This is a genomic window from Pseudaquidulcibacter saccharophilus, from assembly GCF_019455445.1.
Taxonomy (GTDB): Bacteria; Pseudomonadota; Alphaproteobacteria; order Caulobacterales; family Aquidulcibacteraceae; genus Pseudaquidulcibacter; species Pseudaquidulcibacter saccharophilus.
Map to the genome: position 1 here is coordinate 540699 of NZ_JAHWUS010000002.1, position 23944 is coordinate 564642.

Annotated in this window: 22 protein-coding genes; 8 read left to right on the plus strand and 14 right to left on the minus strand. The window is 39.3% G+C overall.

What is annotated here, in order from left to right; all coding sequences use genetic code 11:
- The first annotated feature begins 158 nt into the window (after positions 1-158).
- Positions 159-1436: a diguanylate cyclase domain-containing protein gene (locus tag KXV15_RS08290; RefSeq protein WP_240007699.1), complete on the plus strand. Its 1278-nt coding sequence runs from the start codon at positions 159-161 to the stop codon at positions 1434-1436.
- Between the two features lie 44 nt (positions 1437-1480).
- Here KXV15_RS08290 and KXV15_RS08295 read toward each other — a convergent pair whose 3' ends face one another.
- Positions 1481-3013 carry an acyl-CoA carboxylase subunit beta gene (locus KXV15_RS08295; RefSeq protein WP_240007700.1) on the minus strand — a complete coding sequence of 511 codons (1533 nt, stop codon included), beginning with the start codon at positions 3011-3013 and terminating at the stop codon, positions 1481-1483.
- 217 nt (positions 3014-3230) lie between these two features.
- Here KXV15_RS08295 and KXV15_RS08300 point away from each other — a divergent pair, with 217 nt between their 5' ends.
- Positions 3231-4394, plus strand: coding sequence for a DUF3089 domain-containing protein (locus tag KXV15_RS08300; RefSeq protein ID WP_240007701.1), 1164 nt, complete (start codon positions 3231-3233; stop codon positions 4392-4394).
- Here the strand turns inward: KXV15_RS08300 and KXV15_RS08305 are convergent.
- Both KXV15_RS08305 and parC read right to left on the minus strand, forming a co-directional pair.
- Positions 4373-5131 (minus strand): response regulator, encoded by a 759-nt coding sequence (locus KXV15_RS08305; protein ID WP_240007702.1) that lies wholly within the window; start codon positions 5129-5131, stop codon positions 4373-4375. The genes KXV15_RS08300 and KXV15_RS08305 overlap by 22 nt on opposite strands.
- Before the next feature lie 138 nt (positions 5132-5269).
- On the minus strand, positions 5270-7516 hold the full coding sequence (gene parC / locus KXV15_RS08310; RefSeq protein WP_240007703.1) for a DNA topoisomerase IV subunit A: 2247 nt from the start codon (positions 7514-7516) through the stop codon (positions 5270-5272).
- A gap of 451 nt (positions 7517-7967) precedes the next feature.
- Here parC and KXV15_RS08315 point away from each other — a divergent pair, with 451 nt between their 5' ends.
- Positions 7968-9545: a tetratricopeptide repeat protein gene (locus tag KXV15_RS08315; protein WP_240007704.1), complete on the plus strand. Its 1578-nt coding sequence runs from the start codon at positions 7968-7970 to the stop codon at positions 9543-9545.
- A 56-nt stretch (positions 9546-9601) separates the two neighbouring features.
- On the opposite strand, the gene KXV15_RS08320 is transcribed toward KXV15_RS08315, so the two are convergent.
- Positions 9602-10267, minus strand: a complete 666-nt coding sequence (locus tag KXV15_RS08320) for a CoA transferase subunit B (RefSeq protein WP_240007705.1) — start codon at positions 10265-10267, stop codon at positions 9602-9604.
- A gap of 11 nt (positions 10268-10278) precedes the next feature.
- A complete protein-coding gene (locus KXV15_RS08325) occupies positions 10279-10995 on the minus strand; it encodes a CoA transferase subunit A (protein ID WP_240007706.1) in 717 nt (238 codons plus the stop codon).
- A 705-nt stretch (positions 10996-11700) separates the two neighbouring features.
- On the opposite strand from KXV15_RS08325, the gene KXV15_RS08330 reads away from it, so the two are divergent.
- The 5 genes from KXV15_RS08330 to KXV15_RS08350 all read left to right on the plus strand — a co-directional run bounded on the left by KXV15_RS08330 (position 11701) and on the right by KXV15_RS08350 (position 16698).
- A complete protein-coding gene (locus KXV15_RS08330; protein ID WP_240007707.1) occupies positions 11701-12039 on the plus strand; it encodes a P-II family nitrogen regulator in 339 nt (112 codons plus the stop codon).
- A 61-nt stretch (positions 12040-12100) separates the two neighbouring features.
- A complete protein-coding gene (glnA, locus tag KXV15_RS08335) occupies positions 12101-13510 on the plus strand; it encodes a type I glutamate--ammonia ligase (RefSeq protein WP_240007708.1) in 1410 nt (469 codons plus the stop codon).
- Between the two features lie 348 nt (positions 13511-13858).
- Positions 13859-14890, plus strand: a complete 1032-nt coding sequence (locus KXV15_RS08340) for a TerC/Alx family metal homeostasis membrane protein (protein WP_338050431.1) — start codon at positions 13859-13861, stop codon at positions 14888-14890.
- Positions 14891-14971: 81 nt separating this feature from the next.
- Positions 14972-15571 carry a transglycosylase SLT domain-containing protein gene (locus tag KXV15_RS08345; RefSeq protein WP_240007709.1) on the plus strand — a complete coding sequence of 200 codons (600 nt, stop codon included), beginning with the start codon at positions 14972-14974 and terminating at the stop codon, positions 15569-15571.
- Positions 15572-15627: 56 nt separating this feature from the next.
- Positions 15628-16698, plus strand: a complete 1071-nt coding sequence (locus KXV15_RS08350) for a bifunctional transcriptional activator/DNA repair enzyme AdaA (RefSeq protein WP_240007710.1) — start codon at positions 15628-15630, stop codon at positions 16696-16698.
- Here KXV15_RS08350 and KXV15_RS08355 read toward each other — a convergent pair.
- The 9 genes from KXV15_RS08355 to KXV15_RS08395 are packed head-to-tail and all read right to left on the minus strand — an operon-like array spanning position 16673 to position 23904.
- Complete coding sequence (locus tag KXV15_RS08355; protein ID WP_240007711.1) at positions 16673-17035, minus strand: HesB/IscA family protein; 363 nt, start codon at positions 17033-17035, stop codon at positions 16673-16675. The genes KXV15_RS08350 and KXV15_RS08355 overlap by 26 nt on opposite strands.
- A gap of 7 nt (positions 17036-17042) precedes the next feature.
- Positions 17043-17393, minus strand: coding sequence for a DUF59 domain-containing protein (locus tag KXV15_RS08360; RefSeq protein ID WP_240007712.1), 351 nt, complete (start codon positions 17391-17393; stop codon positions 17043-17045).
- 10 nt (positions 17394-17403) lie between these two features.
- On the minus strand, positions 17404-18618 hold the full coding sequence (locus KXV15_RS08365) for a cysteine desulfurase (protein WP_240007713.1): 1215 nt from the start codon (positions 18616-18618) through the stop codon (positions 17404-17406).
- Positions 18618-19760, minus strand: a complete 1143-nt coding sequence (locus KXV15_RS08370) for a SufB/SufD family protein (protein ID WP_240007714.1) — start codon at positions 19758-19760, stop codon at positions 18618-18620. The genes KXV15_RS08365 and KXV15_RS08370 overlap by 1 nt, the downstream gene beginning before the upstream one ends.
- Positions 19757-20506: a Fe-S cluster assembly ATPase SufC gene (gene sufC, locus KXV15_RS08375; RefSeq protein WP_240007715.1), complete on the minus strand. Its 750-nt coding sequence runs from the start codon at positions 20504-20506 to the stop codon at positions 19757-19759. Before sufC ends, KXV15_RS08370 begins: the two co-directional genes overlap by 4 nt.
- A gap of 21 nt (positions 20507-20527) precedes the next feature.
- Positions 20528-20833: a hypothetical protein gene (locus tag KXV15_RS08380; RefSeq protein WP_240007716.1), complete on the minus strand. Its 306-nt coding sequence runs from the start codon at positions 20831-20833 to the stop codon at positions 20528-20530.
- On the minus strand, positions 20830-22323 hold the full coding sequence (gene sufB, locus KXV15_RS08385) for a Fe-S cluster assembly protein SufB (protein WP_240007717.1): 1494 nt from the start codon (positions 22321-22323) through the stop codon (positions 20830-20832). The genes KXV15_RS08380 and sufB overlap by 4 nt, the downstream gene beginning before the upstream one ends.
- Before the next feature lie 9 nt (positions 22324-22332).
- The gene (locus KXV15_RS08390) at positions 22333-23457 is read right to left on the minus strand and encodes a cysteine desulfurase family protein (RefSeq protein WP_240007718.1); all 1125 of its coding nucleotides are present in this window, start codon (positions 23455-23457) and stop codon (positions 22333-22335) included.
- Positions 23458-23904 (minus strand): Rrf2 family transcriptional regulator, encoded by a 447-nt coding sequence (locus KXV15_RS08395; protein WP_240007719.1) that lies wholly within the window; start codon positions 23902-23904, stop codon positions 23458-23460. It abuts the gene before it with no gap.
- Between the last annotated feature and the right edge of the window lie 40 nt (positions 23905-23944).

The following is a 23944-nucleotide window of genomic DNA, read 5'->3' on the forward strand; positions in this document are numbered from 1 at the left end:
ACAATTTTTATCCCGTTTTTAAGGAAATTTCATAAAAAAACTGCAATAAATTACTTTTTACTGTTACGTTAGGTAATGGCGAAACACTTTGTAAGTAATTTACATTTACAACTACTATACCTTGTTTTACAATTAAGTGGTTTTTAGGTATTTAATACATGAGTAGACCTGTTATTTTAATTATTGGCGCAGATGACATTTTTCAAACTGTCGCCAAAGCGGGATTTACTACTACCGATAAGATAGAAGATGTACCTGTTAACAGAGCGATTATTATTGATTTGCGTAATGTTGATATAGCCGAAGCGCAGATTCTACTCGAAGAATTGCGAAATATTAAATCACAAAAGCATTTACAAATCTATGGTTGGACAGAACCCAACGCTAGCCTAAATCAATATGAAATCTTTAAATTTGATGGCCTTTTAAACGAAGAAACACCGCTTTCTTATATAAAGGCTCGCCTTGAATCTGCGTCACGGATTGCAGCAATGTCACGCGAGGCAATGACAAGATTTAATACACTTGCACAATTTGGTGCGCAGGCAAAACCATCATATAACGCACATCAAATTCCGCCTAAAATACTTATTTACGGGGCACCTGGCCCGGATAATATGCGGATAACCGCAATTTTAGACCACCTTGGCATATTATGCGTTGCCGCCTTTTCTTCATTTAGCGCTTTTGAATATTTGCATAATGGCGGGTTTGATGCGGTAATAGTTTTTGCCCATGATGACAAAGCCGGCGCCATTAGCTTCTGCTCTGCACTACGGCGCAATTCACGCCTTTTCCATATCCCTTGCCTTTTGCTCGTTAACAGCGACTTTGGTAATTTTGAAGATGCGATACTAAAAGGCGCGACTGATGTTGATTTTATTGGCGTCTCGGAAGAAAATTCCATCATTCGCTTAATGACACATATTGATGAAAAGCGTCGTAGAGACGCCCTTAAGATGGCTTTCCGCCTTGCCAAGTCAGACAAGGCAATTGATCGCGCATCAGGGCTTTATAATTTCGCCTTCTTCAAAAGCCATTTAAATGCGCTTATCAACGAAGCCATTAATTTTAAAGAACAAGTTTGCATAATTGAAATCACAATTCATGTTGCGCCACAACATAATCCAAACCTTGAAATTCCTGATGATAAACGCCTTAGCGTTATTAATCAGATTGGTTCAATGATTGCCAGATTGGTTCGTACCGAAGACACTGCTGCACGGATTACACTTAATCGATTTGCAATAATATTGCCATTTTCAGATAAAATTACCGCATTTAATGCTGGGCAGCGCATTTGCGCTGTACTTGAATCATCTGCATTTGACATTGGTGTTAGCGATGAGGCAGCAATGGCAGAAGCAAAATTTGAAATCAGCGAAGTTACAGATAAAAAAAATCTTGAAACTGTAATGTTAAAATTTGCAAGCTAAACATTTTAAACCATTAAAAAGCCCCGCAGTGCGGGACTTTTGCATTATAGTGGAATGTTATCGTGCTTTTTCCAAGGATTGCTTAGTTTCTTTTTAGCCAGAGTTCTTAGCGATTGAGCAATCCTGAAACGTGTTGAATGCGGCATGATAACATCATCAATAAAACCAAGCGATGCCGCAACAAATGGGTTCGCAAAACGCTTTTGATATTCATCTGTACGTTCCTGAATCTTTGCAGCGTCACCAATATCTTGACGGAAGATAATTTCCACCGCACCCTTTGCGCCCATGACCGCAATTTCCGCGGTCGGCCACGCATAGTTTACATCACCACGAAGGTGTTTTGATGACATAACATCATAAGCACCACCATATGCTTTACGTGTGATCAAAGTTACCTTTGGAACGGTTGCTTCGGCATAAGCAAACAAAAGTTTTGCACCATGTTTTATCAAACCACCATATTCCTGTTTAGTGCCAGGCATAAATCCAGGAACGTCAACAAAGGTAACAATTGGAATATTATAACAATCGCAGAAACGCACAAAACGTGCCGCTTTACGTGAAGAATCACTATCAAGAACGCCGGCAAGGCTCATTGGTTGGTTCGCAACAACGCCAACTGTCTGCCCTTCGATACGTCCGAAACCAACAACAATATTTTTTGCGAAATCTTGAGAAATTTGCATAAAATCGCCGTCATCTACTGTTTTTTCAATTAGCTCAACAATATCATAAGGCTGGTTAGGATTGCTTGGAACCAGATTATCAAGAGAATAATCAGGCTCATTCTTAACAACAACACCTGCACGAACCGGTGCTTTTTCAGTGTTATTTGATGGAATGAAATCAATCAAACGACGCATTTGCAACAATGCTTCAAAATCATTTTCAAATGCACCATCGGCAACACCTGATTTTTGACAATGCACACGTGCGCCGCCCAATTCCTCAGCCGTTACAACTTCGTTGGTCACGGTTTTAACAACGTCAGGGCCAGTAACAAACATGTTAGAAGTATCTTTTACCATAAAGATAAAGTCAGTCATGGCTGGTGAATAAACGTCACCACCCGCACAAGGTCCCATGATTACAGAAATTTGCGGCACAACGCCTGAAGCCAAAACATTCTGCAAGAAAATATCGGCATAACCAGCAAGTGATTCAACACCTTCTTGAATACGTGCGCCGCCCGCATCAAACAATCCAATAATTGGCGCGCCATTTTTAACCGCCATTTGTTGAACTTTTACAATTTTTTCGGCGTGAGAACGAGATAGAGAGCCACCAAAAACCGTAAAATCTTTTGAGAAAACATAAACCAAACGACCATTTATTGTACCGTGTCCGGTTACAACGCCATCGCCTGCGATTTTCTTTTCAGACATACCAAATTCATTACAACGATGTTCAACATAAATGTCGTATTCTTCAAAAGAACCCTCGTCTAATAAAATTTCAAGACGCTCACGAGCAGTAAGTTTTCCTCTTGCGTGCTGCGCATCAATACGCTTTTGACCGCCACCCAACCATGCCTGATCGCGTTTTTCTTTTAAAGTTTCAATGATAGTTTTCATATAAGATTCCCCAGTTTTAAACTGAATAAGTAGAATTGTTTAATTATTATCGGCGTTTTTTTATGATAATTTGGTTACAATCACGCCTTCATTATTGCAAGTTATTTTATGGTCAATTCATGCTTTAGGCTAAGATTTATTAGCATATGAAGGGAAAATATTGCGTAATAACGGATTATCTTATTGATTTAATGTAATGAAGGTATAAAAGTTCAGTATGCCGCAAGTTGCAATAGATGTAACCAAAAACACAAAACCGCTTATGCCAAAGTGGCAAAAACTGCTTTTGGTGGCACTAGCGGTAACAACTATAATAAGTGGATTATTGGTTTTCTTCTTTAGAAATAATATTTTTAAGGCAATAATTAAACCGTCAATCCCCTTTCAAGTTGCACAAGAACCTTCAACTCCTAATTACAATGATGCTTCGGCATGGGTTTTGCGTCCGCAAATCATTGATGCTTCGAAACCTGCTGTATTCTTCGCTCACCCCGTAACCTATTATGATGGCTCAAAAGGTTGGAACGCAGATATTAACCAACCCGAAGCGCGACAAATTATTGATGAAATTGTTATTCCTAATCATGTTGCACCTTTCATGGATGGAACACAAGTTTGGCTTCCGCATTACCGACAGGCAACTTTATACTCAAATCTTAGCTTTAATGAGGATGCCAAAGAGGCATTAAACCTTGCATATAATGATATAGAAACTGCATTTAAAACCTTTTTACAACATAAGGCCCCAGGGCAAAAAATTATTATTGTTGGCATGAATCAGGGTGCATTACATTTATTGCGCCTTATGCAACAGCAACCACCTGAACTAAAAGAAGATATAATTGCCGTATATTTAATTGATCAAGCAATCCCAACAGATCTTATAAAACAAGAAGAAGGTAAAAGCCTTTTAGGCGTCATTCCACCTTGTAAAGAACTAAAAGAAACAAAATGCCTAGTAAACTTTTTGTCAGTGAGTGAGAACAACAATAGAAAGATATATCTGGCCCGTAAATATTCACCAGTTTATGATAAAAATAATGGATATTATAAACGTGGAAAAGCTGCTGTAATATGCGTTAACCCTTTAAATGGCGGCAGTAATGCTGATGCTGAAGAGAAACTTAATAGCGGTGCCGTTGCTGCTTCAAAATTAGAAGAAGGAACTGACCCAGCTCTTTTACCCGCGGCAACAGGTGCAAATTGTAAAGACGGCCTGCTATTGGTTGATAGCCTAAGACCAGCAGCTTTATCACCCCCTGTTTTTGAACTGGGAAGCTTTTACAAAGTTAGCTCTTATAATTTATTTTATGATAATCTTAAAAATGATCTAGCCGCTAGGGTTCTAGAAGATAAAAATCAAGCAGCTAAAAAGAAGTAATCGTCATTTAATTTATCGATTATTTCCTGAACTTCTTTACAAGAATTTATTATGTTCAACAAAATGCTTGAGCGCTCATCATCATCCGTTGCCGCTGATGCCAATGAAGAATATTTAAGCAATTTACCAGCACCTATCGCGGCAGAAATTGCGGCAAGTTCTTCTGCGGCTCGAATAAAGCTATCGGTATGATTGATTGTTAAGCTTAGTAGCAATTCTGCAATTTTAATTGGCCATTGTTTTGAAAAATCACGCAATACGCCGCTCACTGCTTCATTTCCAGCATTATCGCGATAACTCATCAATACGGCAACATCTACAATCAATGGCTCTTTATCAATATAATCAGAATTTTTTGAATTATCAATTTCGACATGGTTCACATCCATTATCGTATTGACCAATTCTTCAAGATCAACCGGTTTATTAAGAACAACGTCCATACCAGCATCAAGACATGCTAAAACTTCATGTTGTTCACTACGTGCAGTTAATCCAAGTATTGGAATTTTAGAGTTCGCATTATCCAAGGCACGTATCTTTTTCGCCGCCACCGTACCATCAATACGTTCCATTGTTACATCAAGGATAATCACGTCAAAGAGTTCTTGTTTGGCAAATTCTATCGCTTCATCGCCATCTTCACAGGCCACGATATCAAAACCGGTAGCCTCAAGAAAATGGGACACCATCTTTCGCATACCAGTATTATCTTCAGCGTATAAAATCTTTTTCATTAATAAAAACGACCCATTCCCCATGGACATCTAATAATAAAAAAGTTTCGAAAGGGTTACTCACAAGATACTAAAACTTATGATTTCGTACCTTAAAGCATGAATTTAATGTATAAACACGCACTAATTCATTGTTTTTCAGCTAAATTTTCCAGTTTTACTAAACCCGCGAGGTACCATGCGACCAACCGACGCGCGCTTTCCAACATAATCACGCCATTCCGGCATCTCACGATTTCGACCGGAACTATCAATCCATACTAAACCGTCTTCGCCTTTAAAACTAATAGCGTCCAATATCCCGCCATCACGATACGATTGTAATTTAACCCCCTTGCCACGAGACATAACAGGAAGCTCTTCAGAATTGAAAATCAATAGTTTGCGATTTTCACCAATAACACCAAGGAAGTTGCCTTTGATGACTTTGGTAACAGCGGCCTTTTGATTGTCACCAGTTGAAAGAATGGTTTTACCACCACGTTTTTGGCTTAGAAATTCATTTTCATCAATAACAAAACCGTAACCCTTTGATGATGCAACCAATCTTTTCTTTCCATCTTCTGGCACAAACATATCCAATATGTCGTATTCTTCACCAAGTTCGATAGATAAACGTATTGGTTCTCCTAATCCGCGTCCGGATGGTAATTTATCACCTTGAAGTGTGAACGCCCTACCGTCTGTTGCAAACAGCACGATTTTATCAGTTGTATAACATTGAAGTGACAGCGATAAATCATCATCATCTTTGAATTTAACCGATGATAAATCCTCAATTTTTCCTTTTAACGCTCTTATCCAACCACGTTTAGAAAGCACAACCGTGATTGGTTCTTTTGTAATGAACGCCTCAATAGAAATCGCAGTTGATGGATCTGGTGCGTCCGCAAAACTAGTTCTACGTTTTGCACTTATTGTATCTTTTGCAAAAATTTCTCTTGTTTTTTCCAGCTCGTTATAAACTTTGCGCCATTGCAATTTCTCTGAAGCCAGCAATTTATTTAATTCGTCAAGCTCTTTTTTAAGGTTAGCATCTTCAGTTTTAATTGCCATTTCTTCAAGTTTACGCAAATTACGTAAACGAGTATCAAGAATTGCATTAGCTTGGACATCATTCAAGTTAAACGTTGCCATCAAAACGGCTTTAGCATCATCTTCTTCACGAATAATACGTATGACTTCGTCTAAATTAAGATACGCAATCAATAATGCAGCCAAAATTTCTAAGCGCGCTTCAATTTTACCACGACGCCAATTAGCACGCCTGACAACAAGTTCTTTTTTAAATGTTATGAATGAAAACAGGCATTCTTTTACCCCCATCACACGAGGGATACCGTTCGCATCAATTACGTTAAGGTTGACTGAAAAACGGTTTTCCAAATCAGATAATTTGAAAAGACTTTCCATCAAATGTTCAGGTGTTACAGTTTTTGACTTTGGTTCAAGAACAATACGAATGTCTTCCGCGCTTTCATCACGTACATCTGCTAATAAAGGAGCACGTTTATTCTCAATCAATTCGGCAAGTTTTTCAATCAAACGCGATTTTTGAACCTGAAATGGTGGTTCGGTAACAATAATTTGCCATTGACCACGCCCCATGTCTTCAACATGCCATTTAGAGCGCACACGAATAGAACCTTTACCTGTTTCATAGGCATTAAGAATGTTCTCTTTAGGCTCAACAATAACGCCACCGGTTGGGAAGTCGGGACCGGGAATATAATCCATAATTGCTTCTGTGCTTAAATCATGGTCGTCAACCAATGCAAGACAAGCGTCGATAAGCTCTATCGCATTATGTGGAGGGATTGACGTTGCCATACCAACCGCAATACCCATTGCGCCATTTGCCAATAGATTTGGAAAAGATGCGGGTAAAACAACCGGTTCAAGATCTTCGCCAGAATAAGTTTCACGGAAATTTACACAGTCCTCATTGATACCTTCAAGCAACAAAGTGCCGGTATTTGTAAGACGCGCTTCGGTATAACGATATGCTGCTGCACTATCACCATCAATATTGCCAAAATTTCCTTGACCATCGACAAGACGATAACGCACCGAAAAGTCCTGCGCTAAACGCACCATTGTGTCATAAATTGCGCTATCGCCGTGTGGGTGAAATTTACCCATAACGTCGCCGACAATTTTCGCACATTTTTTAAAACGTGCATCACTATCAAGACCCAATTCACCCATCGCATGAACAATACGTCTTTGAACCGGTTTCAGTCCGTCACGGACATCGGGCAAAGCACGCGAAGTGATTGTTGAAAGCGCATAAACCAAATAACGGCTTTCTAAAGCCCTATCAAATGGTTCATTAATTATTTTTCCGCCTTCAGTAGGTTCAATTAAGTCTGAATTATCTGTCATTTTTATCGTTTCAATATCGAGTTTTATTTATAACTCTGCGAATCACAGGCGATAATACATAATTTTTAATGCGGTAAACCAAATAATTGCCGTGGCAAACAAACTCTGATTATGTTTCAAATGCATTAAACCATAGATATTACATAGACACGCCACACCTAACAATTAAGAATTAAAAGCATTTGAAAATTTATCCAATAGTTTTGCGACTATTTTTTATCATTTATATTAAACGGTTAATGCTTACCAAATCCGTACATCAGATAATTACCAATTTGTTTCATGATAAAACATCTTAACAATCAAAAAATAGACCCAGTCAAATGGAATAAAATAAGAAGTTAGAAATATGTAAAATTATTACAGCTATAAATAGAATCCATCTTGACCAACGCCCCATCTTAAGTAACTGTTACTGTGATAAAAGTTTAGGCATTGAAATGGGGCATCGATGTTAAAATTATATTTCAGACTAATAACTTTAATAATCGCTTGTCTATTTTCTAGTAACGCAATTGCTGATGAATGGCTCAAAGCTGAAACGAAAAACTTTATAATTATGAGCAATTGGAGCGAAAAAGAAACAATTGCCTATGCACAAAATTTAGAGAAATTTCGCTTTCTTTTGGTGAACTTTTATCAAGAAAAAGAAATTCGCGAGCTAGAAAACCCTAAACTTAATGTATATCTTTTGAAAAAAGATTCTGACCTGGACAAAGTTTGGCCCAATCATCCTAAAAATCTTGGTGGCTTTGCCAACAGCTCAATTGATGGTGTATTTGCATTTTCGCTCGCATTTGGTGGCGTTTTACAAAATTATAAAGATGCAAAACACCTAGATGAAAATGAAAATCAGGTTGTATTGTTCCACGAATATACGCACCTTTTAATGCAAATAACTTCGGGGTTCGCATATCCTAGATGGTATATAGAGGGTTTTGCAGAATATTATTCAACGACACGAATAACAAATGAAAATGCGCTTGTTGGCTATGGCTCCAATGAACGAATTTATACTTTATTGAACTTCTCAAAAATTAAATATGAAGACATATTGCGTGACAAAAACAGTAGCAAAAAAGACGATAGCGAATATGAGAGCATGTTTTATGCACAATCATGGATACTAACACATTACCTTATGTCGGATCCTGTACTTAGGTCTAAAATGCCTGAATACTTTGTAAAAATCAAAGAAGGACATGATGAGGTTGAAGCTTTTGAAGATGTGTTCTCTATAAAAGTTAAAGATTTAGACAAAATATTGAGTAAGTATTTGTATAATTTCAAAGCTACAATCTATAAATTTAGGGAAGTTCAAAAAGATATAAAGGTAGATGTATTCAAATACCCTAAATCTCTAAACAATCTAATTTTGCTTGATGCCGCATTGAGAGTTCATCCATCATACAATGAGTCAAGAGAATTAATAACCAAAATCGAAAATGAAGCAAATAATATAAAAGATTCCAGCTTTGCTAATGAATATTTAGCGCGGTCAGAAGCAATTGCTGGTGATGCTGGCAAGGCAATTGAATTTTACAAATCGGTATTGGTTACATCCCCCGATAACCCAGAATATTATTCACGAATTGGCGAAGCATATTTGAAAAAAGATTATGATGATAACAATGAACATATAGAAAATTTAAAGGAAGCAAGAAAAAATCTATATAAGGCCTATCAATTAGACCCAAATAACGCTCGAACCTTATATTATTTATCACAGACCGCACCAACAGGAATCTCAAACCCAGAAGAAGCATATGTTAATGCCGCCGTGGAGGCATATCTAATATCCCCTTCGGTAACAGATTACGCTTTTAATGCAGTGTTTATGTTGATTAGCACCAAAAAGTTCGATGATGCCAAAGACTTATTAAAAGCATTCTCAAATGACCCTCACGATAAATTACGTGGGAAAGTAAGCACGGCGGCTATAAAATTCATTGATGAAGGTGGAAAACCTTCATCAATAATTTCAAAAATTTTGAAGTATAAAAGAGAAGCTGAACTTGAAGAATTATAAAACTTAAGGGCGCCTCAAAGAGGCGCCCTTTTTATTTCCTGCCCTCGTTCCATGAACTATGCTGCAACTTTTTCTTCTTTTAATGCCACAATGTAATCGGCATCCGTATGTGCACGAATATCCTCAAGCGTAACGCCTTTTGCAAGCTCAATAAGGCGCATTGGGCCATTGCCATGTTTGTCAATTTCAAAAACACCGTGTGAAGTGATAACCATATCAATAACGCGCATCCCAGTTAGCGGCAGCGAGCATTTTTTAACAAGCTTTGGTTCACCATCTTTGTTAATATGCTCCATAACAACGACGCATCTTTTTACGCCTGCAACCAAATCCATCGCGCCGCCCATGCCTTTTGCCATTTTGCCAGGCACCATCCAATTCGCTAGATCGCCATGTTGTGAAACTTCCATGCCGCCCAAGATTGTCAAATCAAGGTGTCCGCCACGAACAATATTAAAGCTTTCGGCAGATGAAAAATATGACGAATATGGTAATTCAGAAATGGTTTGCTTACCGGCATTGGTTAAATCTGGGTCTATCTCGTCCTCATATGGAAATGGGCCCATTCCAAGCATTCCATTTTCTGAATGCAATATTACTTTCATGCCTTCGGGAATATAATTTGCAACATGAGTCGGCAAACCAATCCCAAGGTTTGCATAAAAGCCTTCACGTAATTCTTTTGCTGCGCGCGCCGCGATTTGTTCTCTAGTCCAAGCCATCTGAAAGTCCTCTATGCAATTTCTGTTATTGCTTCCCTTTTACGGAAAGTTCGTTTTTCGATACGTTTTTCAAAACTGCCCTTAAATATTCTATCAACATATATTCCTGGGGTATGAATATGATCAGGGTCGATTTCTCCACATGGAACAATCTCTTCAACTTCTGCAATTGTAATTGTCGCGGCGGTTGCCATTTGTGGATTAAAATTCTGGGTCGTTTTGCGGTAAACCAAGTTGCCTTCTTCATCAGCTTTCCAAGCTTTGATGATAGCGATATCAGCTCGAAGAGCACGCTCTAATATATAGGTTTCACCATTGAAGATTTTATGCTCTTTGCCTTCAGCAACAACTGTTCCAACACCTGTCTTAGTATAAAAAGCAGGAATACCGGCCCCACCTGCCCTAATCCGCTCTGCTAATGTGCCCTGTGGTGTAAATTCAACTTCAATTTCACCAGCAAGATATTGGCGACCAAATTCTTTATTTTCACCCATATAAGAAGTTGTTACATGTTTTACTTGCTTTGCATCAACAAGAATTCCTAGACCAAAACCGTCAACGCCACATGTATTGGCAATAATGTTTAAATTTTGCACACCTAGTTTATTTAATGCAGCAATAGAATTTTCAGGAATTCCACAAAGTCCGAAACCACCAGACATTATAGTAATGCCATCTTTGGTTAACCCTTCTAGTGCAGAAAGCGCATCTTTATATACTTTATTCATTTTGTCCTCTAGGCCTTCCATGAATTGTGTATAATTTGCCAATAGCTTCTTGGACAAAAGAAATCATGCTCTGCAATTTGCATTTGCAGATAGTATTTTTCAAACAATTACACGGAACAGTTTTATGATTTTTGTTGCATAAAGCTTATCATAAGAATTACGGATAAATATAATTCCTTAGTCTAATAACAGCTTGATTTTATACACTTTATCGCATTACACCCATGCAAAAATGAGTGACAACGAATTACGCATTGCACCCATGCAAATGCGCCTGCAACTAAAGTAAAAAAGGCAAAAAAAAAGACCCTGACAAGTCAGGGTCACGGAAAACTCCGATTAGCTAAGAATCACGAGGGACGGGGTTGGATTCCTAACCTCATCAGCTATTAACAAGTGCAACTTAAACCAAAGATGAACAAAAATATATATTACTGCAGAATTTGAATATTGGTTCTATATTTAAAATTACTTTCACTATTATCTGCAATCTATTTGACATATACAATTATCCAATATGATGCTTTTTTATGCATCATGTGCATTATTTTTAATCATCTGTAATAAGCTAGCAACATTTTCCTTTTAACGAATAGTAAAAAGAATGCGTTGCTACTACCAACTAACAAAGATTGATATGGCGTTTTTTTGACTTATGTGCCACTAAGAACGACCTAAATATTTGACTCGTTTAAGGGGAAATGAATGAAAAAGATTGAAGCAATAATCAAGCCATTCAAGCTTGATGAAGTCAAAGAAGCGCTTCAGGAACTAGGGTTACAAGGTATGACAATAATCGAAGCTAAGGGCTTTGGACGTCAAAAAGGTCATACGGAATTATATCGTGGCGCGGAATATGTTGTTGATTTCCTTCCAAAGTTAAAAATTGAACTGGTTGTAAATGATGATCAAGCAGAGGCCGCAATAGATGCTATCGTCCAGGCAGCACGCACTGGGCGTATTGGCGATGGAAAGATTTTTGTTTCAGATATTGCTGAAGTAATTCGTATCAGAACCGGTGAGACCGGCGCGGTTGCGATATAGATGCAATATAGGGAGTTGTTGTTTATCTCACACGATGAATAACTTATAGTTGGAGAATGTGATGTCTAAATTTGATAAAGTAATGCAATTAATTAAGGACGAAGAAGTCCAATACGTTGATTTCCGCTTCACGGATACACGTGGTAAAGTTCACCATATCACCTATGATGTAGATATGGTTGATGTTGACGCCCTTGAAGAAGGCGTAATGTTTGACGGTTCATCTATCGCTGGATGGAAAGCAATCAACGAGTCAGACATGGTTATGATGCCAGACCCAGATTCAGTAACAATTGATCCATTCTTCCAACAAACTACTTTGGCTATCGTTTGCGACGTTCTTGAACCAGGCACTTTGAAGCCTTACAACCGTTGCTCTCGTGGTATGGCGAAAAAAGCAGAAGCATATACAAAATCTCTTGGTATCGGTGATGCTATTTATTTTGGCCCAGAACCTGAATTCTTCTTGTTTGACGATGTAAAATGGTCAACCGACGCACACAACACTGGTTATTCATTTGATTCAACTGAATTACCTGCAAACACCAATAAAGAATATGAAGGTGGCAACATGGGTCACCGTCCTGGCCCTAAAGGTGGTTACTTCCCACTTCCTCCGATTGATTCTTGCCAAGACCTACGCGGTGAAATGCTTTCAGTAATGAAAGAACTTGGTCTTCACCCTGAAAAACATCACCATGAGGTTTCTCCAGCACAACACGAACTTGGTTTAAAATTCCAAACTCTTGTTAAAATGGCTGACAACACCAACCTTTATAAATACGTAATCCAAAACGTTGCGGCTGCTTATGGTAAAACCGCAACCTTTATGCCTAAACCTTTCTTCAAAGAAAACGGTAACGGCATGCACGTTCACCAATCAATCTGGAAAGATGGCAAGCCTGTATTCGCTGGCGATAAATATGCCGATCTTTCTCAAGAATGCTTGTGGTATATCGGTGGTATCATCAAACACGCAAAAGCAATCAACGCATTTGCTAACTCTTCTACCAACTCTTATAAGCGCTTGGTTCCTGGCTATGAAGCACCTGTGTTGCTTGCTTATTCTGCACGTAACCGTTCAGCTTCTATCCGTATTCCACACACCGCATCTCCAAAAGCAAAACGTCTTGAAGCACGCTTCCCAGACGCAATTGGTAACATGTACCTAACCTTCACTGCATTGTTGATGGCTGGTCTTGACGGTATCGTAAACAAAATCGATCCAGGCGCATCTTTCGATAAAGACTTGTACTCTCTTCCTCCAGAAGAACTTGCAGGTGTTCCAACTGTTGCGGCATCTCTTGCAGAAGCTCTTGCAGCACTAGATGCAGACCGTGACTTCTTGAAAGCTGGCGGTGTTATGGATGATGATTTCATCGATGCATACATCGAGCTTAAGAAAGAAGAAAGTGACAGACTTAATCTGCATCCGCACCCTGTTGAATTCGATATGTATTACAAAATGTAATCATTGTACTAAACTTTATATCAAAGCCCCAACATTTTGTTGGGGCTTTTTTATTGCCTTGTTAGATTTTAAATAAATAATATTTAATATGTTATTTTGGGTTGTGTTTTAAGGCCGTGTTAGGTATAAGTTGAACGCCTATCTATGTTTACATATGGGCAAACTATTAGAAACTCGGCACAATTACGCCGGCAGGTGATGCGCAACTTACCTCGTTCTAACTGCATCACCTGCCCTTTTTAAATAGTTTTGTGGCTTCATAACATAATCGTTTTTTTATTTTTTGATAATTGACCCATTAATATCTATAAATATATTGGAAACAAGTTGCAGTGCCGGGCCCCTCTGATGGTGATGCTGGATAGCCATGATGTCGGAGCTGCTTTGGCAACTATTTTCCAGCTATGGACACGCAACATGGATTTCATGAACGCTTTGGTAATGGGTGCCCCACTTTATTCGTGGGCATTATTTCTTTTAATAGTATTTGTTCTTTTGGCATTTGATCTTGGTATATTGAGTAGAGACAAAAAAGCAATTGGAATAAAAAAGTCACTTCTTTTATCGTCATTTTATATTGCAATTGGCTTGTCATTTTCTCTATTTGTAAATTGGCAAATGGGAAGCACAAAGGCATTTGAATATGTAACTGGTTTTATAATTGAAAAGACATTGGCAATTGATAACGTCTTTGTGATTGCCATGATATTTTCATATTTCGCAATACCTAATCACTTACAACATCGCGTATTATTATTAGGAGTCTTGGGTGTATTAATCCTACGTGGGATAATGATATTTGCAGGTGCTGCAATAGTTGAGAAATATGAGTGGGTTTTGTATATTTTCGCGATTTTCTTGATTTTCACTGGCATAAAAATGCTCTTGGACAAAGGCGGTCATAGCGATTTATCTGAAAATAAACTTTTACAATGGGTAACAAAAAAACTACCTATCACAGATAAATTACACGGTGAGAAATTCATTGTAACACAAGATGTCGGCGGCAAGATTAAAACCTTTATCACCCCCCTATTTCTAGCGTTATTAATGGTTGAATTTGCCGATCTGATTTTTGCTATTGATTCAATTCCTGCAATTTTCGCCATTACAACCGATCCATTCATTGTATTTACATCGAACATCTTTGCAATACTCGGCCTAAGGGCATTATATTTTGCCTTGGCTGCAATGATTGATCGATTTGAATATCTTAAATATTCATTGGGTGCGCTATTAATATTCATTGGTGGCAAAATATTCGCGGCAGATTTATTAGGCCTTGAGAAGTTTCCGCCGCAATGGGCACTAGGAATAAGTGCGGTGATTATCACACTCGGAATCTTACCGTCATTCCTAATTAAGGAACAAGGTAAATAACTTATAAACAACATTTTAAGCCGATTTTATCCATTATTTGTTATTATCATCAACAAACATCCAAATAAGTTGGTGGGAATTATGAAAAAGATAAAATCGGCTTTTGTGCTTTTGGCATTAATGTTTTCTGCGGGATGCGTAACAACAAATGTTGCGCCACCAAAAAACCAGGCAGATGCTTGTGCAATTTTATCTGAAAAAAACAAATGGGAAAAACCAACCTTTAATGCAGCATATGATTGGGGTGTTTCACCTGGAACAATATTATCATTCATAAAACATGAAAGCTCTTTTCGGCATGATGCAAAGCCAGTTGATAAAAACGGCAACAAACTTTCATCTGCTTATGGGTATTCACAAGCACTTGATGGAACGTGGGCTGACTATGAAAAGGCACGCGGTAGTGGAAAACGAAAAAAATATGAAGATAGCGCTGATTTCATAGGCTGGTACCTTGATAGAATATCAAATCAAACTGGCGTTCAAAAAAATGACGCCAAGAACCTATATTTGGCATTTCATGAAGGCCCAGCAGGCTATAAACGCGGAACATATAAAGGCAAAACTTGGCTTATAAATTATGCCGAACGCGTTGAAAATCAAGCCGAAATTTATGATAATCAACTTGCACGTTGCCAAAAAGGTAAAATGAAAAAATTTATGCGTTTAGCTGACAATTAAAAAATCAATGCCTGTTTTGCGGTAGATTTTCGCCTTTCATGCTATAAATTACCCGCATGAATAAAGAAATTTTAAAAACCGATTTTCAAAGCCTGTATAATGCATTATTGAGCCGTGATGATGCGTATGAAGGTTTGGCATTTGTTTGCGTAAAAACCACCGGTATATTTTGCCGACTTTCATGTGCGGCACGCAAACCCCTTGAAAGCAATATTGAATTTGTAGCCTCAATAATTGAGGCAAAAAATAAAGGATATCGCGCCTGTCTACGCTGCAAACCAGAAGAGAGCAAAAAGCCACTTTCGCTGCTTACAGCAAGAATGATTGAAGAACTCAACAAAAATCCGCAAAAACGCTGGGATAGTGATGCAATCAGGGTCTTGGGAATTGATGAAAGCACCTTGCGCCGTTCATTCCAACGTGATTTTGGCACAACCTTTCTAAAGTTTGCACGTGAACACCGCCTTGGTGCAATAGTCTCCGACCTTGAGAATGGCGGCAAAATAATAGAAGCACAATTGGATGCAGGATATGATTCTTCAAGTGGGTTTGTGGAAGCCGTTAAAAAACAAATAGGCACAAGCCCCAAAGGTATAAAATTTCAAAGAATCTTAAGCGCCAAATGGCTTGAAACACCGATTGGCCCGATGCTTGGGGTTGCAGATGATGAAGGCTTACATCTACTCGAATTTGCCGAGCGTAAAGGACTTCCTAAAGAAATTGAAACCACAAAAAAGCGTATTGGCGCAATTGTTTTCCGCAACCACCCCATATTAGAAACAACCGAAATTCAATTAAACGAATATTTCCAAGGTACACGTCAAATATTCAATATTCCGATTGCGCAATTTGGAACGCCATTTGAAAAATCTGTCTGGGCGCAATTGCAAACAATTCCTTTTGGCACAACACGTTCTTATGCCGCCCAAGCAAAGGCAATTGAAAACCCCAATGCAGTGCGTGCCGTTGCACGTGCCAATGGCTCAAACAAGGTTGCAATCATTGTCCCATGCCACCGTGTAATTGGCTCTGATGGCTCTATGACAGGTTATGCAGGAAAAATATGGCGCAAGGAGTGGTTATTGACGCATGAGCGCAAATTTATGCCTTCGCAGGAACAATCGTAACGCTTTCACCACAGCCACAAGCATCGGTTTGGTTTGGATTGCGGAAGGTGAATTTGGAATGGAATTTATTGGTTTCAATATCGATTTCGGTGCCGATTAAAAATAAAACTGCATTGGCGGCAATAATTATCTTAACGCCTTTATCCTCGATCAATTCATCATATTTTTCAGGGGCTTCGGCATATTCCATTGTATATTCCATGCCGGCACAACCACCATTTTTAACCCCAACACGCAAATAAGGTTTATCGCCATTGGCAATAATTTCCTTCACCCTTTCTGCCGCTTTATCAGAAAGGGTAACAAGTTTTGGTTTTTGGCGTATTTTTGTTTCCATAATCTCACTAAAACATATTTAAAATAAGTTTGGCTTCATCGGACATATTGTCTTTTGTCCATGGCGGATCAAAAGTTATAATCGCGGTTGCCGAATTAACCCCATCAACTGTCAACGCCGCCTCTTCCACCTGTTGCGGAATAATTTCAGCCGCAGGGCAAGCAGGTGCAGTTAGGGTCATGGTAACTTCAACATGACCTTCATCATTAATATCGACCTTGTAAATCAGACCCAGTTCATAAATATCAACCGGAATCTCTGGGTCATAAACCCCCTTGAACGCACTAATAAGATCATTAGTAATACGTTCTTTCACTTCTTGGTCGTCATAATCGTATATTTTTTGTTCTTTTAACATATCCTACCTATCAAGTAAGGAATTCAATTGCTTTTTCAAGAGATTTGGCAAAAATTTCCACCTCTTGAAGTGTATTATATGCAGCGAAGCTGGCACGCGCCGAGGCATTAACCCCCATCCGTGTCATTAGGGGTTGCGCACAATGATGCCCCGCCCGAATTGCAACACCATATTTATCCAAAATTTGGGAAATATCATGGGGATGAACACCATCAACAACAAATGATAAAATCGCTGCCTTATCAATGGTTTCGCCAAGGATTTTAACACGGTTATTTTTCCTAATTGCCTCAGTTGCCGCAATTAATAATTCTTTTTCATGGGCATGGATTGCATCACGATCTTGTGCTGAAATCCAATCAATTGCCGATTTTAAACCAACCGCTTCAGTAATTGGTGGTGTACCTGCCTCAAACCTAAATGGTGGCTCGTTAAAAGTTACACCTTCTTGGGTTACGGTCTCAATCATTTCACCACCACCCAAAAATGGCGGGAGTTTGTTTAATTCGGCAAATTTCCCGTATAAAACTCCAATACCACTGGGCCCATAAAGCTTGTGTGATGAAAATACGTAAAAATCGCAATCAATGTCTTTTACATCGACTTTTTCATGCACAATCCCTTGTGAGCCATCAATAATGACTTTTGCGCCAATTTCATGCGCCATGTTTGCCATTTCTTTGATTGGTAATCGTGTACCCAAAACATTTGAAATATGTGCAAAAGAAACAATTTTTGTTTTCTCGCTCAATAATGATTTGAAATGTTCTAGGTTTAATGCACCATCATCATTAATCTTAGCCCATTTAACCACAGCGCCACTTCGCATCGCCAGCATTTGCCACGGAACGATATTAGCGTGGTGTTCAAGCTCGGTAATTACAATTTCATCACCCGGAACGAGGCTTTGACCTAATGTATAAGCGAGCAGATTAAGCGCCTCGGTCGCTCCTTTGGTGAAAACTACTTCACCCTCATTGGCATTGATAAAGTTTTCAGTTGCTTTACGGGCATCTTCAAAGGCATTGGTGGCTTCATTGGATAAAGTATGTAAACCACGATGCACGTTCGCATATGAAGTGCTCATAAAATCACTCATGGCATTAATAACGCAATCAGGTTTTTGTGCCGATGCGCCACTATCCAAATAAACCAATGGTTTTCCATTCACTTGACGTGAAAGGATTGGAAATTGGGAGCGTATTTGGTTTACATCAAATGTCATTAGCCAACGATCTCATCAAGGCGGTTTTCAATCCGTGAAATTGCGTATTCACGTATATCGTCATATTGCAAATCATCAAAAACCTGCGACAAGAATGCTTTAATTAAAAGAATTTTGGCCGATTTTTGGCTTATACCACGTGCCTGCATGTAGAATAATGCGCTTTCATCCAATGCACCAATTGTATTGGCGTGTGAACATTCCACATCATCAGCATAAATTTCAAGACTTGGTTTGGCGTTAATCTTGCCACCATCTTCAAGCATAATTCCGCGATGCTCCATAACCGCACTGGTTTTTTGGGCGTTACGCTCAACCTGAATTTTACCTTGGAAAACTGCATTGCCGCCTTCGCCAACAATACCACGTACCATTTCTTTGGTTTCGCAATTTGGGGCATGGTGATAAACGGTTGTTGTAATGTCATTATGCGCATTTTTCAAAAGATAGGCGGCATTGAAATTGCATTTCGCCCCCTCACCTAATAAATGAACATCGGTTTCAATGCGTGACAACTCACCACCGCGCATAAGGGAAAATCCTGCAAACTCACCACCTTTGGCAACATTTACAATAGACTTCCTAATATCTTTTGCCCCAAATGTATCAGCATACATAATCCGTCTTAAAGACGCATTTTCGCCAATCTCAGCAAACATTAAGCCCGAAGAAAGCCCCGCATCGGCACCCTGCTCTTCAATAATTTCAAGATGCGCGCCATTTTCAACAATTATATGCATCGCCGTGCGCGAACCTGCACCACGTTGAATGGCTATGCGTGCCTTTTTGCCGGCTTTAAGCGTGATGCGCTGCGATGATTTAGAAAGACCCTGCACCAAAATTGTGGTTACATCTTCATCATAACCCGAAATTTTGCTTACGCTATCGATTTGCAAATCTTTTGACGCACCAGAAACAATTTCACCAAATTGTGTGGCATGAATAATAATATCGGCAGATAGGTTTGCGCTACGAACTTCACCGGATGGGCTTTCAATTTTATCTGACAAAGCCCGCGCCAAATCAGTGTAGTGAAAAAACTCTACACGTTTATTAGGCAACCCATTTTTTTCGATATATTCACGGGCTTTTTTACCCCATTCGGTTTTTGTAAGCTCGTTTAATATTGCAATATCGCTCATGAGACTAATGCCTCATATTTATCATAACCATTTTTTTCTAATTCAAGCGCCAATTCCGGCCCGCCCGTATCGACAATTTTACCATCAACCAAAACGTGAACCTTATCAGGCTTGATATAATCTAGAAGGCGTTGATAGTGTGTAATGACCAACATACCGCGATTTGGCGCGCGCATGTAATTCACACCATCAGAAACAATCCGCAGGGCATCAATATCAAGCCCTGAATCGGTTTCATCAAGTATCATGAATTTAGGTTCAAGCATTGCCATTTGGAAAATTTCCATACGTTTTTTCTCGCCACCGCTAAAACCGACATTAAGCGGACGTTTTAGCATCTCATCTTCAATTTTTAAGCGTTTTGCGGCCTCTTTGGCAGCTTTCATAAATTGCGGAACCGATAATTCATCTTCACCGCGATATTTGCGCTGTTCATTAAGTGCGGTTCTAAGGAAAGTTAAGGTCGGCACACCTGGGATTTCAAGCGGGTATTGGAATGACAAAAACAAGCCTTCTGCGGCACGCTCTTCTGGTTCAAGTGCAAGGATATTTTTACCATTTAATTCGGCAGTACCGCCCGTCACTTGATATGCAGGATGCCCCGTGAGAGCGTTAGAAAGCGTTGATTTACCAGCACCATTCGGACCCATAATTGCATGAACTTCACCAGCAGGGACATCTAAAGATAGCCCATTGGTAATTTGTTTGCCGTCAATTTCTACTTTTAAATCTTTAATTTTTAACATTTTATCATCCTGTGATATCTTTTACCGACCAGCAATATGATTTAAAATTACCGACATTAAAATAATGCCTTGCAAAAACCATAACAGACCGGAAATCAATAAAGAAAAAGCGAATTTTGTTGGATATCCATTTTCTTTTAATAATCTAATTTCGTTTCCATTGGTTTTAGGAATTATCCAAATCAACAATAAACACTTAAATATCAAAGCAGTAAAATCCAATGATTGTAAGCTGATATGATATTCATTTTTAGATATGATTGTCATAAAAAGAAAAAAACAAATAATCCACCTTACTGGTATTGGAATTGCAATCTTTGTAATCACCCCACACTCCCCTCAAGGCTTATGGCGACTAGCTTCTGCGCCTCAACTGCAAATTCCATCGGGAGTTTTTGCATAACTTCGCGGACAAAGCCGTTTACCAAAAGTGCGGTCGCGCTTTCTTCGGATAAACCCCGTTGGCGGCAATAAAATAATTGATCTTCACCAAGTTTTGTTGTGGTGGCTTCATGTTCAAAATGCGCGCTTGTATTTGCCGCCTCAATATACGGAAAAGTATGCGCGCCGCATTTATCACCGATTAACAAACTATCGCATTGGGTAAAGTTGCGGGCGTTTGTTGCCTTGGAATGTGCCGAAACAAGCCCGCGATAGGTTTGGTTTGAAACACCCGCCGCGATGCCTTTGGAAATGACGCGTGAAGAGGTATTTTTGCCCAAATGAATCATTTTTGTGCCTGTGTCGGCCTGTTGATGACCATTAGTTACGGCGATTGAATAAAATTCGCCGACACTTTCATCACCACGAAGAATACAGGATGGATATTTCCACGTTACCGCCGAACCGGTTTCAACCTGTGTCCATGATACTTTGGATTTTTTGCCACGGCAATCGGCACGTTTGGTCACGAAATTATAAATCCCGCCCTTTCCATTCTCATCACCCGGATACCAGTTCTGCACGGTTGAATAACGAATTTCTGCACCATCCAAAGCCACCAGTTCAACCACCGCAGCATGAAGCTGATTTTCATCGCGTTGCGGCGCAGTGCAGCCTTCAAGATATGAAACATAAGAATCGGCATCGGCAATAATTAATGTCCGCTCAAATTGGCCAGTATTGGCAGCGTTGATACGGAAATATGTTGATAATTCCATGGGGCAACGCACGCCTTTTGGGATATAAACAAATGTCCCGTCGGAGAATACCGCCGAATTAAGCGTTGCATAAAAATTATCAGATTGCGGAACAACCGAACCAAGATATTGTTTCACAAGCTCTGGATGTTCTTGAATTGCCTCGGAAATTGAACAAAAAATTACGCCAGCTTGTGACAATTCCTTGCGGAAAGTTGTGGCAACAGACACACTATCAAAAACTGCATCAACCGCGACCTTTGCGGCACCTTTTACGCCCGCCAGAACCTCTTGTTCACGGATTGGGATGCCAAGTTTTTTATAGGTTTCCAAAAGTTTTGGATCAACTTCATCCAGTGAGTTAATTTCTGGTTTTTGCTTTGGTGCAGAATAATAATATAATTCTTGAAACTTTGGTTTTGGATATGAAACCATTGCCCATTCAGGCTCAACCATGGTTAGCCAACGCTTATAAGCCTTAAGTCGCCATTCAAGCATCCATTCAGGTTCATTCTTTTTTGCGGAAATAAATTTAATTACTTCTTCGCTTAAACCAATTGGTGCGGTTTCAGATTCAATATCGGTTACAAAACCATATTTATATTTGTCACCTTCAAGCTCTTTAACAGCCTGAACGGTTTCTTTGTCGATATTGTCTTTAATTTTTATGTCAGTCATAATTTTACTTTAGGCGGCTTTTGAGACCATTATATTATAATTTTCAAGCAATTTATCTACAATGCGTGTTGCATCACTTTCCGATGAATTATGTCCAAATGAAACACGAACCACACATTTTGCATTTTCGTCACCAAGACCAATTGCTTTAATTACACGTGAAACTTTTACAGAGCCAGACGAACACGCTGAACCAGATGATAATGATACCCCAGCAAGATCAAGGGCAATCACCAAAAATTCAGACGACCATCCAGGAATGTAAAAACAAGATGTATTTCCAAGACGATTAGTATCTTCACCAATAATTACAACATCGGAAAATGATTTTTTTAGTTCCGTCTCAAAAATATCACGTATTGCTTTTACACGCGTTAATTCGTCGGTTATATCTATTATATCCTGTGCCGCAGCACCCATTCCAATAATCGCTGGCGCATTGTGTGTACCGGCACGAAATCCTTTTTCTTGACCACCACCAACGCGCCCTCTAAAGCCGTCAATCCCTGGTGCAAGCATTAAAATGCCCGCACCCATTGGTCCGCCTATTTTATGCGATGAAACAATTGTCCAATCACCATAGCCGGAAAATGCTTCAGGTAGACATTTTCCAAAGGCTTGTGTTGCATCAACCAATAATGCGCCACCATGATTACGAACAAGGCCAGATATTTTTGACAATGGAAATACGACGCCGGTTTCATTATTTGCAGCCTGCACAATTACCAATGGCTTTGCAATATTGTCTAAATTACGTTCAAGCCATTCAATATCTATCTGTCCATTAGGAAGTGATGGAATAAGATGCGCATCTTTCCACATAGTTAGCGCATATTGATAAATTGCGTCATGTTCTTGCGAGAAAAGGAAAACATTTTCAAAGCCAATTTGATTTGCACTTTCAATTGCAAGCTGTGCAGCTTCGGTTGCACCTGACGTAAAAATAACTTCATGCGAAGTTACGCCAAGTGCCGACTTAACACTACGTCGTGCATTTTCAATAAGCATACGAACTTTTTGGCCATCTTGGTGGATTGAAGATGGATTACCATATAAATCCAATGCCTCAACCATTGCACGTTTTGCAATTTCGCGCATAGGAACATTGGCGTTATAATCGGCGTAAATACGCATTTATGCCGCCTTTTCACCTAATTCTGCTTTTTCGAATTTATTTTGCAAAATATCTTCTAAAGTAACGCTTGCCATAAAGTCTTGAATATGTGCCGTCATAGCAACCCAAAGACCATGCGCAACACAGCGCGCCTTGCGACCGCCACAACCACCTTCTTTTTCGGGGTCACATGCCGTAAATTTTACAGTTTCATCCACTGCAAATACAACAGACGCAACATCAATAACACCAGCAGGTTTCGCAAGACGATATCCACCATTTGGGCCACGTTTTGCAACAACGATTCCACGGCGGCGCAAACGGGCAAATAATTGCTCAAGATAAGAAAGTGAAATTGATTGGCGCGAAGCAATATCTGCAAGTGAAACAGAGCCATGCTCTCCGCCATTTGAGGCAAGATCAATTAATGCCATAACAGCATAGCGCCCTTTGGTAGATAACTCCATATACATAAACCTTTATATCACTCTGGCATTAATAGCTAAA

Excerpts from the sequence above, each read along its gene's own strand:
- KXV15_RS08290 (WP_240007699.1), top strand. The coding sequence starts at position 159 with ATGAGTAGACCTGTTATTTTAATTATTGGCGCAGATGACATTTTTCAA.
- KXV15_RS08295 (WP_240007700.1), bottom strand. The coding sequence starts at position 3,013 with ATGAAAACTATCATTGAAACTTTAAAAGAAAAACGCGATCAGGCATGG.
- KXV15_RS08300 (WP_240007701.1), top strand. The coding sequence starts at position 3,231 with ATGCCGCAAGTTGCAATAGATGTAACCAAAAACACAAAACCGCTTATG.
- KXV15_RS08305 (WP_240007702.1), bottom strand. The coding sequence starts at position 5,131 with ATGAAAAAGATTTTATACGCTGAAGATAATACTGGTATGCGAAAGATG.
- parC (WP_240007703.1), bottom strand. The coding sequence starts at position 7,516 with ATGACAGATAATTCAGACTTAATTGAACCTACTGAAGGCGGAAAAATA.
- KXV15_RS08315 (WP_240007704.1), top strand. The coding sequence starts at position 7,968 with ATGTTAAAATTATATTTCAGACTAATAACTTTAATAATCGCTTGTCTA.
- KXV15_RS08320 (WP_240007705.1), bottom strand. The coding sequence starts at position 10,267 with ATGGCTTGGACTAGAGAACAAATCGCGGCGCGCGCAGCAAAAGAATTA.
- KXV15_RS08325 (WP_240007706.1), bottom strand. The coding sequence starts at position 10,995 with ATGAATAAAGTATATAAAGATGCGCTTTCTGCACTAGAAGGGTTAACC.
- KXV15_RS08330 (WP_240007707.1), top strand. The coding sequence starts at position 11,701 with ATGAAAAAGATTGAAGCAATAATCAAGCCATTCAAGCTTGATGAAGTC.
- glnA (WP_240007708.1), top strand. The coding sequence starts at position 12,101 with ATGTCTAAATTTGATAAAGTAATGCAATTAATTAAGGACGAAGAAGTC.
- KXV15_RS08340 (WP_338050431.1), top strand. The coding sequence starts at position 13,859 with ATGGTGATGCTGGATAGCCATGATGTCGGAGCTGCTTTGGCAACTATT.
- KXV15_RS08345 (WP_240007709.1), top strand. The coding sequence starts at position 14,972 with ATGAAAAAGATAAAATCGGCTTTTGTGCTTTTGGCATTAATGTTTTCT.
- KXV15_RS08350 (WP_240007710.1), top strand. The coding sequence starts at position 15,628 with ATGAATAAAGAAATTTTAAAAACCGATTTTCAAAGCCTGTATAATGCA.
- KXV15_RS08355 (WP_240007711.1), bottom strand. The coding sequence starts at position 17,035 with ATGGAAACAAAAATACGCCAAAAACCAAAACTTGTTACCCTTTCTGAT.
- KXV15_RS08360 (WP_240007712.1), bottom strand. The coding sequence starts at position 17,393 with ATGTTAAAAGAACAAAAAATATACGATTATGACGACCAAGAAGTGAAA.
- KXV15_RS08365 (WP_240007713.1), bottom strand. The coding sequence starts at position 18,618 with ATGACATTTGATGTAAACCAAATACGCTCCCAATTTCCAATCCTTTCA.
- KXV15_RS08370 (WP_240007714.1), bottom strand. The coding sequence starts at position 19,760 with ATGAGCGATATTGCAATATTAAACGAGCTTACAAAAACCGAATGGGGT.
- sufC (WP_240007715.1), bottom strand. The coding sequence starts at position 20,506 with ATGTTAAAAATTAAAGATTTAAAAGTAGAAATTGACGGCAAACAAATT.
- sufB (WP_240007717.1), bottom strand. The coding sequence starts at position 22,323 with ATGACTGACATAAAAATTAAAGACAATATCGACAAAGAAACCGTTCAG.
- KXV15_RS08390 (WP_240007718.1), bottom strand. The coding sequence starts at position 23,457 with ATGCGTATTTACGCCGATTATAACGCCAATGTTCCTATGCGCGAAATT.
- KXV15_RS08395 (WP_240007719.1), bottom strand. The coding sequence starts at position 23,904 with ATGGAGTTATCTACCAAAGGGCGCTATGCTGTTATGGCATTAATTGAT.